The organism is Bacillus sp. A015, from assembly GCF_053851875.1.
Genome location: NZ_JBSPZB010000022.1, coordinates 44,783 through 62,085, shown reverse-complemented (window position 1 = coordinate 62,085; position 17,303 = coordinate 44,783). Strand labels below are relative to the sequence as shown.

General features: G+C 40.4%; 24 protein-coding genes. 3 read left to right on the top strand and 21 right to left on the bottom strand.

The window, feature by feature from the left end; translation table 11 throughout:
* Nucleotides 1-359: 359 nt before the first annotated feature.
* Entirely contained in the window at nucleotides 360-1,124 is a 765-nt protein-coding gene (gene pdaB / locus ACSLGF_RS16185; protein ID WP_456007159.1) for a polysaccharide deacetylase family sporulation protein PdaB, read from the top strand.
* On the opposite strand, the gene ACSLGF_RS16180 is transcribed toward pdaB, so the two are convergent.
* A complete protein-coding gene (locus tag ACSLGF_RS16180) occupies nucleotides 1,117-1,719 on the bottom strand; it encodes a KinB-signaling pathway activation protein (RefSeq protein ID WP_456007157.1) in 603 nt (200 codons plus the stop codon). The two genes, pdaB and ACSLGF_RS16180, sit on opposite strands and share 8 nt — an antisense overlap.
* 90 nt (nucleotides 1,720-1,809) lie before the next feature.
* Between ACSLGF_RS16180 and gerD the strand changes: the two genes are divergently transcribed.
* Nucleotides 1,810-2,394 carry a spore germination lipoprotein GerD gene (gerD, locus tag ACSLGF_RS16175; protein WP_456007155.1) on the top strand — a complete coding sequence of 195 codons (585 nt, stop codon included), beginning with the start codon at nucleotides 1,810-1,812 and terminating at the stop codon, nucleotides 2,392-2,394.
* Between the two features lie 41 nt (nucleotides 2,395-2,435).
* On the opposite strand, the gene ACSLGF_RS16170 is transcribed toward gerD, so the two are convergent.
* The 3 genes from ACSLGF_RS16170 to ACSLGF_RS16160 form a co-directional block, all read right to left on the bottom strand.
* Entirely contained in the window at nucleotides 2,436-3,494 is a 1,059-nt protein-coding gene (locus ACSLGF_RS16170) for a P-loop NTPase (RefSeq protein WP_456007153.1), read from the bottom strand.
* Between the two features lie 103 nt (nucleotides 3,495-3,597).
* Entirely contained in the window at nucleotides 3,598-4,311 is a 714-nt protein-coding gene (cwlD, locus tag ACSLGF_RS16165; RefSeq protein WP_456007151.1) for an N-acetylmuramoyl-L-alanine amidase CwlD, read from the bottom strand.
* A gap of 58 nt (nucleotides 4,312-4,369) precedes the next feature.
* Entirely contained in the window at nucleotides 4,370-4,813 is a 444-nt protein-coding gene (locus ACSLGF_RS16160; RefSeq protein WP_456007149.1) for a YbaK family protein, read from the bottom strand.
* Nucleotides 4,814-4,964: 151 nt separating this feature from the next.
* Between ACSLGF_RS16160 and ACSLGF_RS16155 the strand changes: the two genes are divergently transcribed.
* On the top strand, nucleotides 4,965-5,192 hold the full coding sequence (locus ACSLGF_RS16155; protein ID WP_456007147.1) for a hypothetical protein: 228 nt from the start codon (nucleotides 4,965-4,967) through the stop codon (nucleotides 5,190-5,192).
* A gap of 69 nt (nucleotides 5,193-5,261) precedes the next feature.
* On the opposite strand, the gene ACSLGF_RS16150 is transcribed toward ACSLGF_RS16155, so the two are convergent.
* The 17 genes from ACSLGF_RS16150 to ACSLGF_RS16070 all read right to left on the bottom strand — a co-directional run bounded on the left by ACSLGF_RS16150 (nucleotide 5,262) and on the right by ACSLGF_RS16070 (nucleotide 17,266).
* Nucleotides 5,262-6,452: a DUF262 domain-containing protein gene (locus ACSLGF_RS16150; RefSeq protein WP_456007145.1), complete on the bottom strand. Its 1,191-nt coding sequence runs from the start codon at nucleotides 6,450-6,452 to the stop codon at nucleotides 5,262-5,264.
* Nucleotides 6,415-7,062 (bottom strand): hypothetical protein, encoded by a 648-nt coding sequence (locus tag ACSLGF_RS16145; RefSeq protein ID WP_456007143.1) that lies wholly within the window; start codon nucleotides 7,060-7,062, stop codon nucleotides 6,415-6,417. Before ACSLGF_RS16145 ends, ACSLGF_RS16150 begins: the two co-directional genes overlap by 38 nt.
* 40 nt (nucleotides 7,063-7,102) lie before the next feature.
* Nucleotides 7,103-8,227, bottom strand: coding sequence for a DNA cytosine methyltransferase (locus ACSLGF_RS16140; RefSeq protein WP_456007141.1), 1,125 nt, complete (start codon nucleotides 8,225-8,227; stop codon nucleotides 7,103-7,105).
* Nucleotides 8,228-8,456: 229 nt separating this feature from the next.
* A complete protein-coding gene (gene rpsI, locus ACSLGF_RS16135; protein WP_039175996.1) occupies nucleotides 8,457-8,849 on the bottom strand; it encodes a 30S ribosomal protein S9 in 393 nt (130 codons plus the stop codon).
* A gap of 20 nt (nucleotides 8,850-8,869) precedes the next feature.
* Nucleotides 8,870-9,307, bottom strand: coding sequence for a 50S ribosomal protein L13 (gene rplM, locus ACSLGF_RS16130; protein WP_059375248.1), 438 nt, complete (start codon nucleotides 9,305-9,307; stop codon nucleotides 8,870-8,872).
* Between the two features lie 163 nt (nucleotides 9,308-9,470).
* Entirely contained in the window at nucleotides 9,471-10,214 is a 744-nt protein-coding gene (truA, locus tag ACSLGF_RS16125; RefSeq protein WP_456007139.1) for a tRNA pseudouridine(38-40) synthase TruA, read from the bottom strand.
* Nucleotides 10,215-10,225: 11 nt separating this feature from the next.
* Entirely contained in the window at nucleotides 10,226-11,023 is a 798-nt protein-coding gene (locus tag ACSLGF_RS16120) for an energy-coupling factor transporter transmembrane component T family protein (RefSeq protein ID WP_456007137.1), read from the bottom strand.
* The gene (locus ACSLGF_RS16115; RefSeq protein ID WP_456007135.1) at nucleotides 11,020-11,889 is read right to left on the bottom strand and encodes an energy-coupling factor ABC transporter ATP-binding protein; all 870 of its coding nucleotides are present in this window, start codon (nucleotides 11,887-11,889) and stop codon (nucleotides 11,020-11,022) included. The genes ACSLGF_RS16120 and ACSLGF_RS16115 overlap by 4 nt, the downstream gene beginning before the upstream one ends.
* The gene (locus ACSLGF_RS16110) at nucleotides 11,865-12,707 is read right to left on the bottom strand and encodes an energy-coupling factor ABC transporter ATP-binding protein (protein ID WP_456007133.1); all 843 of its coding nucleotides are present in this window, start codon (nucleotides 12,705-12,707) and stop codon (nucleotides 11,865-11,867) included. Before ACSLGF_RS16110 ends, ACSLGF_RS16115 begins: the two co-directional genes overlap by 25 nt.
* 124 nt (nucleotides 12,708-12,831) lie before the next feature.
* Nucleotides 12,832-13,194 carry a 50S ribosomal protein L17 gene (gene rplQ / locus ACSLGF_RS16105; protein WP_003216944.1) on the bottom strand — a complete coding sequence of 121 codons (363 nt, stop codon included), beginning with the start codon at nucleotides 13,192-13,194 and terminating at the stop codon, nucleotides 12,832-12,834.
* A gap of 75 nt (nucleotides 13,195-13,269) precedes the next feature.
* A complete protein-coding gene (locus ACSLGF_RS16100; RefSeq protein WP_003217009.1) occupies nucleotides 13,270-14,214 on the bottom strand; it encodes a DNA-directed RNA polymerase subunit alpha in 945 nt (314 codons plus the stop codon).
* A gap of 175 nt (nucleotides 14,215-14,389) precedes the next feature.
* Nucleotides 14,390-14,785 carry a 30S ribosomal protein S11 gene (gene rpsK / locus ACSLGF_RS16095; protein ID WP_008356548.1) on the bottom strand — a complete coding sequence of 132 codons (396 nt, stop codon included), beginning with the start codon at nucleotides 14,783-14,785 and terminating at the stop codon, nucleotides 14,390-14,392.
* A gap of 20 nt (nucleotides 14,786-14,805) precedes the next feature.
* Complete coding sequence (gene rpsM, locus ACSLGF_RS16090) at nucleotides 14,806-15,171, bottom strand: 30S ribosomal protein S13 (RefSeq protein ID WP_003217023.1); 366 nt, start codon at nucleotides 15,169-15,171, stop codon at nucleotides 14,806-14,808.
* Nucleotides 15,172-15,192: 21 nt separating this feature from the next.
* On the bottom strand, nucleotides 15,193-15,306 hold the full coding sequence (gene rpmJ, locus ACSLGF_RS16085) for a 50S ribosomal protein L36 (protein WP_003156543.1): 114 nt from the start codon (nucleotides 15,304-15,306) through the stop codon (nucleotides 15,193-15,195).
* Nucleotides 15,307-15,337: 31 nt separating this feature from the next.
* On the bottom strand, nucleotides 15,338-15,556 hold the full coding sequence (infA, locus tag ACSLGF_RS16080) for a translation initiation factor IF-1 (RefSeq protein WP_003178377.1): 219 nt from the start codon (nucleotides 15,554-15,556) through the stop codon (nucleotides 15,338-15,340).
* Between the two features lie 313 nt (nucleotides 15,557-15,869).
* The gene (gene map, locus ACSLGF_RS16075; protein WP_456007129.1) at nucleotides 15,870-16,616 is read right to left on the bottom strand and encodes a type I methionyl aminopeptidase; all 747 of its coding nucleotides are present in this window, start codon (nucleotides 16,614-16,616) and stop codon (nucleotides 15,870-15,872) included.
* A complete protein-coding gene (locus tag ACSLGF_RS16070; protein ID WP_099728185.1) occupies nucleotides 16,613-17,266 on the bottom strand; it encodes an adenylate kinase in 654 nt (217 codons plus the stop codon). Before ACSLGF_RS16070 ends, map begins: the two co-directional genes overlap by 4 nt.
* Nucleotides 17,267-17,303: the final 37 nt, after the last annotated feature.

Genomic DNA, 17,303 nt, shown 5'->3' with positions numbered 1-17,303 from the left:
TCCTGCCTCGTCAGCTTGACTGACTACCTATGATGTATCATAGGATTTTTTTATAAAAACTCGAATTAACAGGTACGTTTTGTCTTGTTTAGTTTTCAAAGATCATCTTCGCCGTTCTTAGCGGCTTTAATAATATAACATTTCGCTTCATCTTATGTCAACAACTTTTTTCAAGTTTATTTCCCGAAGCTTTTTGTGTTTGTCACTGTGTGTCAGCGACGATTAATAATATATCACGAAAATATTCTATTGGTCAACGCATTTTTAAATCTTTTTTCGAAATAGTTTTATTGTGCATGTCAAACCCTTGTCCTGCATACAATCAAGTAACAATCTTGGACAAGGCAGGAGTGTTTGAATTGAGTCGATTATATGTGTTGCCTATTAAACGGCTAAAGCAAGTTGTCATTATTCTTGTAGCAGCCCTTGCAGCTGCGACCTTTTTTTATGTACAAAAGGCACCGCCGCTGTCGGTATTTAAAACAGAACATGGGCCCCGAGCGATTTATAAAGGAGAGACCTCATCAAAACACGCCTCCCTGACTTTTAATATTGGCTGGGGAGATGAAAAGGCCATTCCTATTTTAGATGTCCTTCAAGAGTACGGTATAAAGAACGCCACTTTCTTTCTGTCTGCTTCTTGGGCTGAACGTCATCCTGATATCGTGAAACGTATTAGAGAGGACGGACACCAAATCGGCAGCCTTGGCTATGCTTATAAAAATTATAGCCAGCTTGAAGAAAGCGAAATCAAGCAGGATCTTGTCAGGGCACAAAATACCTTTCAAAAGCTTGGACTAGATGATATTCAACTATTAAGACCGCCAACCGGACAATTTAATGAAACAGTATTGAAAATTGCCACACAGTACGGCTATACCGTTGTCCATTACAGCATCAATTCACAGGATTGGCTGAATCCGGGCGTCGACCAGATTATTCAAAATGTAAATGATCGAATGAAAAGCGGAGACATCATTCTCCTTCACGCCTCGGATTCAGCGACCCAAACCGCTCAAGCCTTACCAGCTATTTTGAAACACTTAAAAGAAAAGAATTTAAAAAATGTCACGGTTGGCGAGCTTATCTCTAATACAAAAACAAAGTCAACGGAAGTTAAGTAGCTTTCGCCTTTGAAAACCGCGGCATAGCTAACAGCTGAAACGCATTACAGCTTAATAGCGGGAAAAGCATTAAATACAGCCAGTCCTCTTCATTGACTCTGAGCGCCGGGAACCACTCTAACGACGTGATGACGACCATGAGAAACATTGCGGAGATAAATGTTTTCTTAGAGGACTGCTTCTGTTTAAAATAAGCCACGATCAATGCAAACACACCGATAAAGACAGGCAGCCATACATATGGAAGAAATGATTCATTCTCCCCGAAAAACAAAAATCGCAAATAAGCTAAATCAAACAGTACAAAAACCACAAGAAACAGCTGAATGGTATTCCATAAAGAATGTGACCGGAAAATCTCAAGTGCAAACCGGTGCACAGTTATGAAGACGACGAATCCCATCTGACTAATCACACTAAAGATCATCCCCACACCAATGAACCAAAATAACACAGATGCGATCTCTAGAATTTCAAACGATACAAACAGCTTCTGATACTTCCCCCACTCCAGCGCAAAGCCTACCACGCTTGTCATGACCGCTCCAACAGCTAGCACAGAGAAGAAAAAACGAACTAAATCCCGACTTTTCATTGAATTGATCCAACCCCTATTTTTGTTATGTATAAATTCACGTGAAACATTCATATTAAAAGTAAGACATGTAACGAAAGGAGCCACAGTATGTCAAAAGGCATCTTGCGTATAATGAGCTGTTTTCTTCTTTTATCTCTAACAGCTTGTGCTCCCAAAACCCAATCCTCATCTAATATGGACTATGACGAAACGAAAAAAATGGTCGTCGATATTTTGAAGACAGATGACGGTAAAAAGGCCATTCAACAGTTATTAAATGACGAGGCAATGAATGAAGCTTTGGTAATGGATGAACAAACTGTGAAAAAAACGATAGAGAAAACATTGACTTCTGATAAAGGCAAAGAGTTCTGGAAGAAGGTCTTTGAGGATTCTAAATTTGCCGAGACTTTCGCAAAATCCATGCAGCAACAGCATGAAAGAATGTTAAAACAGTTAATGAAGGATCCTGACTATCAACAGCTGATGATGGATATTCTCAAGGATCCTGAGATGGAAAAGAAATACGGTGAACTGGTCAAAAGCAAAGAGTTCAGAAAGCATTTAGAAAAAGTCATTACAGAAACATTAAGCAGCCCTCTTTATAAGAAGAAATTCGAAGATGAGCTGAAAAAGGCAGCATCTGAAAGCAGCAGTGATTCCGGTTCACAAGACCAAGGAAGCGGCAGTTAAAAATCAGCACCCGAGTGGCATAAGATCCACTCGGGCTTTCATTATGCTTTTACTGCTAATTGTTCAATCACTCGATTGGCAATGTGTTGATACACTTCTCCTGTCGGATGACTCGCCTCATAGACAGACGGCGCAAAATCATTTTCATTCCAATCAGGCTGTTTTAAAGGAATTTGGCCAAGGACCGACACACGCAGCTCTTCAGCCAGCTTGTCCCCGCCGCCTTTTCCAAAGACATATTCTTTTTCACCAGTTTTTTTGCTTTCGTAATAGCTCATATTCTCAACGACCCCAAGCACCTCGTGATCTGTTTGCAGCGCCATTGCACCTGCTCTAGCAGCAACGAAGGCAGCCGTTGGATGGGGTGTTGTCACAATGATCTCCTTACAGCTTGGAAGCATTGTATGAATATCCAGCGCCACATCTCCCGTTCCAGGTGGAAGATCTAATAATAAGTAATCTAATTCTCCCCACTCGACTTCGTGGAAGAAGTTATTTAACATTTTACCAAGCATCGGTCCTCTCCAAATGACCGGTGCATTTTCTTCAACAAAAAAGCCCATTGAAATCACTTTGACGCCAAAGCGTTCCACAGGTATAATTTTTTCCCCTTTAACCGTTGGTCTGACGGTAATCCCCATCATATCCGGTACACTAAAGCCGTAAATATCAGCATCAATCAGTCCGACTTTTTTCCCAAGACGAGCCAGTGCTACAGCAAGGTTGACGGAAACCGTTGATTTCCCAACGCCGCCCTTTCCACTCGCAATCGCTAAGAACACAGGCGGATTTTTAGAGTTGAGCAGGTTTTCTTCCTCTTCTTGTGATGGCATAAACTTTTCAAGCGTCTCCTGAGGCAGTTCTTCAAAACGAAGTCCTACTGTGTTAGCACCCGCTGCTTTTAAGGCTTGTACGATGTCTTGCTGCAGCTTCATCTGCTCAGCAGTGCCCGTTTTGGCAATCGCCACCTTTAAGCTCACATGCTCTTTTTCAGGCTTTAGGCTGATTTCCTTGATGGCATCCAGCTCACCAAGCGGTATATGAAGGAAAGGTTCGTCCATCTTTCCAACTAGTTTTCTCACATCATCTTGTCCGATCATAGCAGAACCTCACCCTTTATTGAATTCGTTTACAATCCAAGTATATCATACATATCCTTACAATGTCTGTCCTGTTTGCCTGCGATCAAAAGGAAAAAGCCCCTTATTCAGGCGGCTCTTTTTGCTCTGTTAAATATCTCAGAATTCCTTTATAAATGGAGGCAGCAATTTGATCCTGATACTTAGGTGTTGCCAGCTGACTAGCCTCCTTCGGATTAGAGAGGAAACCGACTTCTACAAGGGCTCCTGGCTTCGTGACATTTTGCATTAAATAAATGCCATTGATCCGCTTCGCCTTTCGATCTGTGTTTTCCAGGTTATTGCGCAATTCATCTTGAATGAACTTCGCTGCCTTTTCATTCTCTTCATACTTTCCGTAAAAAAACGTTTGTGCACCGCTCCATTTGTTCGATGGAATCGCATTTAAATGGATGCTTAAATAGAGATCCGCTTCAGACTCATTGATGGCTTTCACACGGTTTCTCAAATCCTCCGCTTTCTTACGGGCATATCCCTTTGTATTCTTTGATGATAGATCAGAATCATCCTCTCGGGTCATGAGAACAAGCGCTCCCTGCTCCTGCAAATAGTCACGTATCTTCATGGACACATCCAGTGCAATCTCTTTTTCAAGCAGCTCGCCACCTACAGCCCCGCCATCTGCACCGCCATGACCCGGATCTAAATAGATGATCTTCCCACTTAGAGGCAAATTCCACGATTTCCATGAATCATCATTTAGAAATTGAAATCTGAATAAGAATAAGAGGACAATAAACCCAATTAAAAACCCTGTCCACTTCAGCTTTCTTTTCATCCCTGTCCCTCCCATACGCCATTATTTTATAGATATGGGACAAGAGCTCGAAATATGCTTAGTGCAGCCGAAGCTTGTGTCTTTTTTCTGATTCACGAAAGCCTTCCTGCCACCACATGTTTAAAAAGTCTTTGGCAAATGGATACAGACATGACGTCTTTCGCTCCATTCGGAACATATTTCCCCATGATTGCAAACAACCAGTCAACTCCTCAATCAGCTCATCATCCTCCTGGGATGACCGCTTCTTAATATTACCGAACGATTCACCGTACTTACTTAACTCACCGTATCTTCCACCGGCTAAAAAAGCTTCAATTGCGAAATCAATACAGCCGTCACTCATCATACCGGCTGGGTCATCAGCAAACGGAAACAGCTTCTTCGTGAATTTCTCCGAAGCGGCCGTCACCTTTTGAAGAGACAATGTACGCAACAGCTTCTTTTCAAGCGCGACATCTCGTTTTGTTTTCAATTGATAAAATGAAAGCACTTCTGCCATGAACTGAACTCCTTTTTTCTTTGTATTGTTCGTTGGTTTGAACAAAACATGCAGTTCAGTAAATGGAAATGGCGGTCAGTGAACGATTAGGATGGAAAATTGTGATAAAATAGACATTTACCTATAGAAGAATGATAAAGGGGCAAAATCAATGAAGAAATGGATATATATCCTGCTGCTAATAACAGTCGTCCTGTCTGCGTGCAGCAGTCAAGCCAGCGAGAAAAAGAGCGATATGAAAGGAATAGAAGACATATCCTTAAAACAACTTTCAAAACACAAAAACACGCATCTCGGTGACAATTCAGCCATTCGTGAATTTGAAATCATCGATGGGAAAGCAGGGGTAAAGGAAAATATAAAGCTTCGGCTGAAATAGCTTGTAGAAGTAAAAGGGAGTATTAATTATACAATACCCCCAAAGTTTTAATTTTTTGAAAGAGAAAAACTATTCGTCATTTAAATCTTTTTTATCTTCTTCATCAAATTCTTCAAATAAATCCATTTGCGGTTCATTTATATCTCGATAACTTTTAGCAATTTCCATCAATCGCGCTTTAATATTATCGTCAGATGTTATACATACTTTGTAAAGTGTTTCAAATCTTATAACACGATTGTTTACTTTATTTATTCCTTCAGATGAAGCTAACTTATACTTTTTTATATATTCGTTAATTTCTCTTGAACGTTCTTCTGAGAAAGTAATATCGTTGCCATTTCTATATTGATTGTATGCTTCAACAAATAACTTAAATCTCCCAAATAAACTGTCCGAATATGGTATTCCCCTTTCTATCATAGCAAATACAACACTAAACAAGGTATACAATTGAGCTTTTTTAGAAATGAAGCTCTGAGTTGATTTATCTAGAAGTTTGGTTATTATATCCATAGCCTTTTCAATTTTTTCACGCAATTTACCTTCTTCATCAAATTCATCTCGATAATCATTATAGTACTCATTAATTTTCCTATCTCCAGTTTGATCAATAATTCCTTCTTTGGCTAAAATATAAATTGAACAACAATATCTAACATCCAGCATTCTACGAGCATCAGCCGCACTAAAAACTCTACATTTTTTCCAGAAATCCAGCTGCGACAACGCCTCTGCTTGGTCTCCAAATTTACTTTCAACACTGTTCAGTTTTTCTTGCGCATTTAGGCTATAATTGGTTAAATTAAGACGATAGAACATTTGTTTTATACTATCTTTATCTACTGCTCGATCGATGTTAACAATAAAAATCTCATATTTCCAGATTTTAAGCTTTTCTTCATCTGATAATTCTGTAAAAAATTTATTCCCATAATCTAAAGCTATCTCTTTATTTAAAAGGTGCTTCTCATTTAAAGGAAAAGAATCATTTATATATTCAATGATTGATGTTATACGTTGTTGACCGTCAACTATATGTGTAATTGTTTTCCCATTATTCGGATCTATTTTTGAAGGCCAGAAAAAAACCTCGGGCATTACATATCCTAATAGTATTGTTTCAATTAGCCTTACTTTATCTTGTGGCATCCATACCTTTCGCCTTTGATAAGTCGAATCAACAACGAGTAAATCATTATTGAATTTTTCATTAATTGTATCAATTGTTTCGTAATTTCGCGTGAATAATTGAGGCATTATTTTCTCCTTTCTTTATTTCATTTAAAGACTGAACATGATATTCTTCAAAGTCCTCCCAGCTACGGTACAATCGATACGTAATTTCCGGCTGAATATATAGATCTCTACGAAGTAGCTTTTTTGACTCAGCTGCATGTGTATTCCATTCTCTCCTACAACCATCAATTTGCAATAAATTTCTTTCATTAATATAACCTCTATAAATTCCTCTTGAAATTTGCTTGTAATGATGTTTATTCACTACACTATAGGACTTCCTAAACAAATCCCAATAATTATTAAATAATTTATCAGATACAATAGCTATATCAATATCTGATATCTTTTCATCAAAACATCTAAATAATTTATTCATATTATCATTTCGAGGCGTTAAACTATAGCCAACTTTGCTACTGCCAACTATAGATATATTATGAAAACTGATTTGGAGAGTTTGGCTAACAATCGCTTTAAAATCGTCTGTTAAAGTTATGGAATCCTCTCTATTCTTCCCTATTATATTCTCAAAATACCAGTTATCAGAACGAAGTATATACTTCGAATAGATATCTTTTGCAGACATATTTTTTATATCAGACCTTATTTCATCTATAGTGTAACCCAAATGCTCTCCCCCTACACCTGCCACTAGATAAAAAACAAATTTATATTTCAACGACATTATTATTCAGATAATATTTAATTGTTTGAGCTATACCTTTAGATACTAAAAATGGAACTCCATTTCCTATTGTTTTAAACATATCTGATAAACTCATACCTTTAGGAAGTTCAAAATTTGGAGGCAATGATTGGATAGCTAATGCCTCCGCCACAGATAGCCGTCTCACTTTATAAGGATGTAAGTGAACTTCATTATTCCCATAAGCTACCGTTGGAGAATACCTCCATCTATGTAAACGTTTATATGATTTTCTACTAACATCTCCTTCGGCAATCGACTGGATCTTAGATATCCCACTTCGAGGCAGAAAGTGATCATTAGAATTCGGGTGATTTTCAACCTCATTCTTATCAAACCAGTATTTAACTGTTAAGTCTATTATACAATTTTCTGGACATTCTGTAACTATATCTGGTTGAAATATATCAGTATGAGGCCAAGCAATATTCCGCACATCAGAAAGTCTATATAAATTGTTGTTTATCCAAGGGAAGTCCATTATTTCTCCATTAGAAAACTGATTTAAATTCAACATATTTTTCCTAACACCAAAAAGGAAAATTCTTTCCCTGTCCTGAGGAACTCCAAACTCTAAAGAATTTATCAATCGCTCAGTAGTACAATATCCGCCATCTCGTAATACACTCTTAAGTTCTTCATAAAATTCTCTGTGCCTATTAGTTCTCCAAAGACCTTTAACATTTTCAAACAGAAAAAAATCTGGCTGCATATCTGTAATTAATTTAATATAGCTCATAGATAATTTACCGTTTTCCCCGTCCTTTCCTCTATTTTTTCCACCAACAGAAAAATCCGGACAAGGCGGTCCTCCAACAAAGCCTACTAAATGACTCTCCTTACGTGCTAATTTAATCTTATCTAGTAAATATTTTTTTTCCTTCCCAAAATATTCATTTATGTCATAGTTTTTATAACCAAACTTCGGTTTTTTTAAATTCATTTTTTCTCTTGAATAAGAATATGCTAACAGAAAAGATGAGGAAATTTCATTTACTAGGTCAATTCGAAAACCGGCACTTTCAAATCCCAAATCTAGAAAACCACTACCTGAAAAAAATGAGAAAATAGATATCTGCTTTTGCATTAGATCTCCTTACCTTATTATCTAATCTTGTTAAAAATAATATATAAGATTTCATTAATACTTAATTAATCACTTGAAAGAGTAATACTCTATCTCATGAAATTTTATCACAGGGAATACTTATATACGTCAAAAAAACAAATTAAAATAATTAGTATTTATATCAGAAAAAGCACCAGCATTCAGCTGGTGCTTTTTTAAAAATATATGAAACAGATTTGTTAATTGATTAACGTTTCGAGAACTGAGGAGCTCTACGTGCGCCTTTAAGACCGTATTTCTTACGCTCTTTCATACGAGGGTCACGAGTAAGAAGTCCAGCACGTTTAAGTGATGTACGGTACTCAGGATCTACTTCTAGAAGAGCACGAGAGATACCGTGACGAATTGCTCCAGCTTGACCAGAGAATCCACCACCGTGAACATTTACAAGAACATCGTAGCTGTTAGCTGTTTCTGTGATGTTCAAAGGCTGTTTCACGTCTTCGATTAAAGCAGCGAATGGAATGTATTCAGTAATTTCACGATTATTAACGACGATACGGCCTTCACCTGGAACTAAGCGAACGCGCGCTACAGAACTTTTACGACGACCTGTACCGTAATATTGAACCTGTGCCAAATTGTTAACCTCCCTTATAATTAACCGCGAAGTTCGTAAACTTCAGGTTGTTGTGCTTGATGTGGATGCTCAGAACCACGGTACACATTTAATTTTTTGAACATTTGACGACCTAATGAACCCTTTGGAAGCATACCTTTGATAGCAAGCTCCAACATTTTTTCAGGGTAGTTTGTACGCATCTCAAGAGCAGTTCTTTGTTTCAAACCACCTGGGTGCATTGTGTGACGGTAGTAAATTTTGTCCGTCAATTTCTTACCAGTTAATTCGATTTTCTCAGCATTGATGATGATGACGTGATCACCTGTATCAACGTGTGGTGTATAAGTTGGTTTGTGCTTACCGCGCAAAAGTGATGCTACTTCAGTAGAAAGACGACCTAGAGTCTTGCCTGCCGCATCAACAACTAGCCATTTGCGCTCAATTGTGCTTGCGTTCGCCATTGGTGTTGTACGCATGAGTTTCCCTCCTAAATAAATCAATGATTTTTCCTTGAATCAAATGCTACGTTCTATTTCAAAACACAATAAGTTTCCGGGGCTTATTTGTGGGGTTGAAATACATACCATATGATATCTTATAACTTTCTGCTTCCTGTGTCAAGAACATGTTACACCTGGTTTAGTTGTCATAGAAAACTTCCCATAAATACAGTCCGTGACTAGGCGCAGTCTTACCTGCCGCTTCGCGATTTCGGGCGGCAAGCATGGCTTTTATCTCCTCAGGGTGAAATTTACCAGATCCGATTTCAAGTAACGTTCCAGCGATAATCCGCACCATGTTGTATAAAAAACCATTTCCTCTCACACGCATTTCAAGCCCGTCTGAGACGTTTTTCCACTCGAGGGTGTAAATATCCCTCACCTTGTCCTGAACCTCCGTATTGGCCGCGCAAAAGCTCGTGAAGTCATGTTTGCCAATCAGGTGCCCAGCTGCTTCTTTCATTTTTTCGACATCCAGCCGGTAAGGATAGTGGCAGGCGTATTGTCTCGTGAACACATTTTGATGCGTTTCAGTTGAGACCTTATAACGGTACTCCTTTGAAACAACACTAAATCTTGCATGAAACGACTCATCCACTTTCTCAGCCTTTAGAACACGGATATCATCAGGCAGCAAGCTGTTGAGGGCAAAAGGCCACCTCTCCATCGGGATCGCGAGCGGGGTGTCAAAATGGATGACCTGTCCCTTTGCATGGACACCGCTGTCTGTACGGCCGGAAGCCACAATCGGAAGCAGTTCATCCTGTTTATGCATTCTTGCAAGAGCTGACTCAATCTCCGTCTGAACGGTTCGCTGCCCAGGCTGCACTTGATAGCCTTTAAAATGTGTTCCATCGTATGATACGGTACATTTTACCTTCATCTAGGAATCACCTAATTTCTCAAAAGTACAAGAAGTGCCGTTAACAAGATGAATAGAAGCAGCGTAAATGTATCTTTCATGCCCCAGACAAGCTGCCGGTATTTCGTCCGCCCTTCTCCCCCGCGGTAGCCTCTCGCTTCCATGGCGGTCGCAAGTTCCTCCGCACGCTTAAACGCACTGACGAAAAGCGGCACAAGCAAAGGAACGACCGCTTTCAAACGATCCTTTAGGGGCCCGCTTGTAAAATCAACACCTCTTGCCATTTGTGCCTTCATGATTTTGTCTGTCTCTTCTAGTAAAGTCGGAATAAATCGAAGAGAGATGGACATCATGAGGGCAAGCTCATGAACAGGCAGTTTGATTTTACGGAACGGATGCAGCAGCTTCTCCATACCGTCCGTCACTTCTATTGGCGTTGTGGTTAACGTAAGAAGTGTCGTCATCATAATAAGATACACAAAACGCAGTGAAATGAAGATCCCCTGCTTTAAACCCTCTTCATAAATATTCAGAAAACCAAAGTGAAATAGCAAGGAGCCATCCTTTGTCATGAAAATATGCAGAATAAAGGTAAACAGGACAATCCATAGGATCGGCTTCATTCCCTTGAGAATAAAGTAAAGCGGCACCTGTGAAACCATCACCACAAGGATCGTAAATACACCTAAAAGCCCGTAAGTGATGTAGTTATTAGCAAAAAAGACAATAAAAACGAAAAAGAAGATTGATAACAGCTTTGTCCTTGGATCAAGACGATGGACAAAGGATGAACCTGGCACATATTTGCCGATAATCATACTATCCATCATGATGTCGTGTCCTCCTGATAAAGAGCTGTTAAGGCTTCTGCCATTTCATCCATGGTCAGAAGCGGCCTTGGAAACGTGATGCCCAGCTTTTCTTCTACAGCCTGCTGGAATTTAATCGTTTCTGGGAGGTCGAGACCAAAAGAAGACATGTCTGTACGATTGGCAAACAATTCTCTCGGCGTACCTGTCGCCTTCACTGTCCCTTTATGCATCACAATCATTTGATCCGCATAATGGGCTGCATCCTCCATACTGTGTGTAACCAGGATCGTGGTGAGATTAGCTTTTTGATGAAGCTCATAAAACATGTCCATGATTTCTTTCCGCCCGCGTGGATCTAACCCTGCAGTCGGCTCATCAAGTACAAGCACTTCTGGCTCCATCGCTAGAACACCTGCAATCGCCACACGTCTCATTTGACCGCCGCTTAATTCAAAGGGTGATCGAGATAATAAGGATTCAGAAAGGCCTACAAGCTTCAGCATCTCCTTCGCCTTCGCTTCTGCCTTCTCCTGAGGAACGCCGAAATTCATCGGACCAAAGCAGATATCCTTAAGGATGGTTTCCTCAAAGAGCTGATGCTCAGGAAACTGAAACACAATGCCTACTTTTTTCCGGAGGGATTTCAAATCCTTCTGCTTTTTGTTGGCTTGTAAGACTGTATCTCCAAGCGCAATGCTCCCTTTTGTCGGTTTGAGTAATCCATTTAAGTGCTGCAGCAATGTGGATTTGCCAGAGCCCGTATGACCAATGACAGCGACATAGCTGCCTTCTTTGATGGTAGCATTGACATCATACAAAGCGAGACGCTCAAACGGCGTTTTCATTTGATAACGATGCTCTAATTCTTTGATCGTAATGTCCATAGCTCTTTCACCAATCCTTCTTGTGTCAAATGGGCATTTGCAAGTGGCACACCTTGCTGCTTCAATTGCTTGCTTAACCGGTAGGAAAATGGCAGATCAAGTCCAATCTGAACCAGCTGTTCATCTAGTTCAAATACTTCTTCTGGTGTTCCCTCGGCAAATTTCTTCCCACCATTCAGCACAATGACGCGATCTGCCTTCGCAGCCTCGTCTAAATCATGTGTGATGGAAATGACCGTAACCGTTCCTTGTTCCTTCAGCAGTCTGACAGTCTCTAAGACTTCTTCTCGGCCAATCGGATCAAGCATTGATGTTGCTTCATCCAAGATCATGATGTCAGGGCTTGCGGCAAGCACACCTGCAATGGCTACTCTCTGCTTTTGCCCGCCTGATAGATGGTGCGGCTCTTGATCAAGAAACTCCTGCATATTGACCTGTTTAACAGCCCAATCTACACGTTCTATCATCAATTCCCGCTCAACCCCGTTATTTTCTAAACCAAAAGCCACATCATCACGAACTGTCGAGCCAACGAATTGGTTATCTGGGTTTTGAAAGACCATTCCAACCTTTTTACGAATATCCCAAACACTCTCTTCTTTGAGCTCAATCTCACCAACCTTGACCGTCCCAGTATCCGGTAAAATGAGCCCATTCAGCACACGGGCAAGTGTGGATTTACCTGAACCGTTATGACCAACAATGGCGAGCCATTCATTTTGATTCACATGCAATGACACTTGATCTAAAGCGGGCTTGTCCGCATCTTTGTGATAACGAAATACAATGTCCTTTACGTCAATTAATGTCTTCCCCATCTCTACCGGACCTCCTCTCAGCTCAATCTCTTCTTTGCTTATTACTAAAAAGCCGTAGTATCTAAAAAAGGGCATAGATCCAGTTATGAACTGTCCCGCCCTTTCTTAGATACACGCTATATGATTAAACTAATTCAATGACAGCCATTGGTGCGCCATCGCCGCGACGAGGTCCAAGCTTCATGATACGAGTGTATCCACCTTGGCGATCTTCGTAGCGAGTTGCAACGTCAGCGAACAATTTTTGAAGTGCATCTTGGTTTGTTTCAGCGTTAGCTACTTCGTTACGAATGTAAGCTGCAGCTTGACGGCGAGCATGAAGATCTCCGCGTTTGCCAAGAGTGATCATTTTTTCAACTACAGAGCGAAGTTCTTTCGCACGTGTTTCAGTTGTTTCGATGCGTTCGTTAATGATCAAATCAGTCGTTAGGTCACGAAGCATTGCTTTACGTTGTGCACTAGTGCGTCCTAGCTTTCTGTATGCCATGTGATGTCCCCTCCTTAATTAGAGATGCTGTATGAATAAAAAACACACGAAAATCCTAGTTCACAATGAAACTAGTCAATCGTCTTTACGAAGACCCAGTCCAAGTTCTTCTAGTTTCGCTTTCACTTCTTCAAGAGATTTACGTCCAAGGTTACGAACTTTCATCATATCCTCTTCTGTCTTGTTAGCAAGCTCTTGAACAGTGTTAATACCCGCACGCTTCAAACAGTTGTAAGAACGAACAGAAAGATCAAGCTCTTCAATTGTCATTTCAAGCACTTTTTCTTTTTGGTCTTCTTCTTTCTCAACCATAATTTCTGCATGCTGAGCTTCGTCAGTTAACCCAACGAAAATATTAAGGTGTTCAGTTAAAATCTTAGAACCTAGAGCGATCGCTTCTTTCGGTCCTGTGCTTCCATCAGTCCATACATCTAGTGTTAGTTTATCATAGTTTGTGATTTGCCCAACACGGGTGTTCTCCACTTGATAAGTCACACGAGATACAGGTGTATAGATTGAGTCGATCGGAATCACACCGATTGGCTGATCGTCTCTTTTGTTTGCATCAGCAGGATTATATCCGCGACCTCTTTGTGCAGTTAAGCGAACACGGAAGCTCGCATTCTTGCCAAGAGTTGCGATGTGAAGATCTGGATTTAAGATTTCAATATCGCTGTCGTGTGTAATATCAGCAGCTGTTACAGTACCTTCATCTTGTACATCAATTTCAAGCGTCTTCTCTTCTTCAGAGTAGATTTTGAGTGCAAGCTTTTTAATGTTTAAGATAATCGTTGTAACATCTTCAACCACGCCTTCGATCGTTGAGAATTCGTGTAAGACACCATCTATCTGGATCGATGTTACAGCCGCACCAGGAAGTGAGGATAAAAGGATACGACGAAGGGAGTTCCCTAAAGTGGTACCATATCCACGCTCAAGTGGCTCTACGACAAACTTGCCATACTTGGCATCGTCGCTGATTTCAACCGTTTCGATTTTTGGTTTTTCAATTTCGATCATCTAATAAAACCCTCCTTCAAAACGTCGAAACCTCGAATAGAATCATATGAGATTCCATCCGAAATTCCTCATTGTTTAGTCCCGTATGTGCTCAGGCAACGAGTCGTGTATTCGTCTCATAAATCACTGTATCATAACCCATTATTGACAGGGACACAAAATCTATACAAACAAATTACACGCGGCGACGTTTTGGTGGACGGCATCCGTTATGAGGAACTGGAGTTACGTCTCTGATTGCAGTAACTTCAAGACCTGCAGCTTGAAGCGCACGAATTGCAGCTTCACGACCAGAACCAGGACCTTTAACAGTTACTTCAAGTGTTTTAAGACCATGTTCGATAGAACCTTTAGCAGCAGTTTCAGCAGCCATTTGAGCAGCGAAAGGAGTAGATTTACGAGAACCTCTGAATCCTAATGCACCAGCACTTGACCAAGAAATTGCGTTACCATGAACATCAGTAATCGTTACAATCGTGTTGTTGAAAGTGGAACGGATATGAGCAATTCCAGCTTCAATATTCTTTTTCACGCGACGTTTACGCGTATTTGATTTACGAGCAGCAGCCATTCTTTAACTACCTCCTTTACTTATTTTTTCTTGTTAGCTACAGTACGACGCGGACCTTTACGAGTGCGCGCGTTGTTTTTTGTGTTTTGTCCACGAACAGGAAGTCCTCTGCGATGACGGATTCCGCGGTAGCTTCCGATTTCAATTAGACGCTTAATGTTAAGTGAAACTTCACGACGAAGGTCACCTTCTACTTTAAGTTTGTCAATGATATCACGGATTTTACCAAGTTCGTCTTCAGTTAGATCGCGAACGCGAGTGTCTTCAGAAACACCTGCTTCTTTAAGGACTTGTTGAGCAGTCGTACGACCAATTCCAAAAACATATGTTAAAGAAATGACAACACGCTTATCACGTGGAATATCTACACCAGCAATACGAGCCATGATTTGGGCACCTCCTTGTTATTAGCCTTGTTTTTGTTTATGTTTTGGGTTTTCACAGATCACCATTACTTTTCCTTTTCTGCGAATCACTTTACATTTTTCACAGATAGGTTTAACAGATGGTCTCACTTTCATGTGTTTCCAACCTCCTTCTTCCGGAGTTGCTTTATTTGTAACGGTACGTAATTCTACCACGAGTTAAGTCATATGGAGATAATTCTACCGTAACTTTGTCTCCAGGTAAAATGCGAATGAAGTGCATACGGATTTTTCCTGATACATGAGCCAAAACTGTATGACCATTCTCTAGTTCAACTTTGAACATTGCATTTGGCAAAGTTTCAACTACAGTACCTTCCACTTCAATTACATCGTCTTTCGCCATTCAAGTGTTCTCCCTTCTTCAAATCAGTAACTTGCTCTCTGATAAATGTCCAAATGAGATCAACTCAATTGTCCATCTATCACCCGACCTGTTTTGAATATACTGTTCTGAACTTCCGGAGATACGCAATCATAAAAGGTTAAATGATTGATATTTTTTTCTTAGGAGAATGAAATTTACGCTTTTTCTCCGTCTGCGATTAGTACATGGCAGCCATCGAACTTGTCGATGACAGCTGTATACTGATCTTGTTCTTTCCTTGGACTATACAGACAACCTGCCCGATTTGGGCCTGAAAGGCTTCAGTGAAGACCTAAATCTTAGTCAGTATATCAAAACCTGTATCTGTAATCGCAATCGTATGCTCAAAGTGAGCACACTTTTTCCCATCAACCGTTACAACCGTCCAGTTATCAGCCAGTGTTTTCACATATCGGCTGCCTGCGTTCACCATCGGTTCGATGGCCAACACCATTCCAGGTTTTAGCCGTGGGCCTTTGTTGGGCGGACCATAATGAGGAATTTGAGGGTCCTCATGAAGATCCTGTCCGACCCCATGTCCAACATATTCTCTAACAACTGAGAAATTCTCACCTTCAACATACGTTTGTATGGCATGGGAAATGTTCGACAGACGTTCACCTGGCTTTGCTTCCTGTAAGCCTTTATATAGAGATTCCTCTGTGACTTCCAGTAGTTTGCGGTCTTCATCACTGATTACCCCAACTGGATAAGTCCAAGCAGAGTCACCATGATAGCCATTTAACTTTGCGCCGATATCGATACTAATGATGTCTCCATCACGTAAAACCCGTTTACCAGGAATACCGTGAACGAGTTCTTCATTCACCGAAACGCAAATGCTCCCGCGAAAACCATTATACCCTTTAAAAGATGGGATTGCACCCTGCTTTGTAATAAAACGTTCGGCAATTTGATCCAATTCTTTTGTCGAAATACCTGGTTTTATGTGTTTCTTCAGCTCTTCATGAGTCAGTGCGACAATGCGTCCAGCTTCTCTCATAATATCAAGCTCGCGAGGAGTTTTACAGATAATCATTTATTTAATCCCCCAAGCAGTTCCTTGATATCTGCGTATACATCGTTAATGTGCTTCGCACCATCAATGTTTACAAGATATCCTTTTTCTGAATAGAAGTTCAGTAAAGGTTCAGTCTGCTTTAAGTTTACTTCAAGTCTAGTCGAAACGGTTTCTGCATTATCATCTGCACGTTGATAAAGCTCGCCTCCACACTTGTCGCAAACATTTTCTTTCGCAGGCGGATTGAATACTAAATGATATGTTGCTCCGCAATTTTTGCAAATTCTTCGGCCAGTCAGACGCTCCATCAAAGCATCTTTATCGACTTTTATATTAATGACATAATCAATCGTTCTGCCAAGGTCCTTTAGAATTTCTTCTAAAGCTTCAGCCTGAGCGACTGTTCGCGGAAATCCGTCCAGAAGAAAACCTTGCTCACAATCATTCTTGCCAAGTCTTTCTCTAACAATACCGATTGTGACCTCATCAGGAACAAGCTCTCCTTTATCGATAAAGGATTTTGCTTCGAGCCCAAGTTGTGTCTCCTCTTTCATAGCAGCGCGGAACATATCTCCTGTTGAGATATGAGGAATCCCATAATCATCAACAATTCGTTCTGCCTGAGTGCCTTTACCAGCACCCGGAAGCCCCATTAAGACTAAGTTCATTTCGGATTTCCCCTTCCTTACTTAGAGAGGTTGGGCA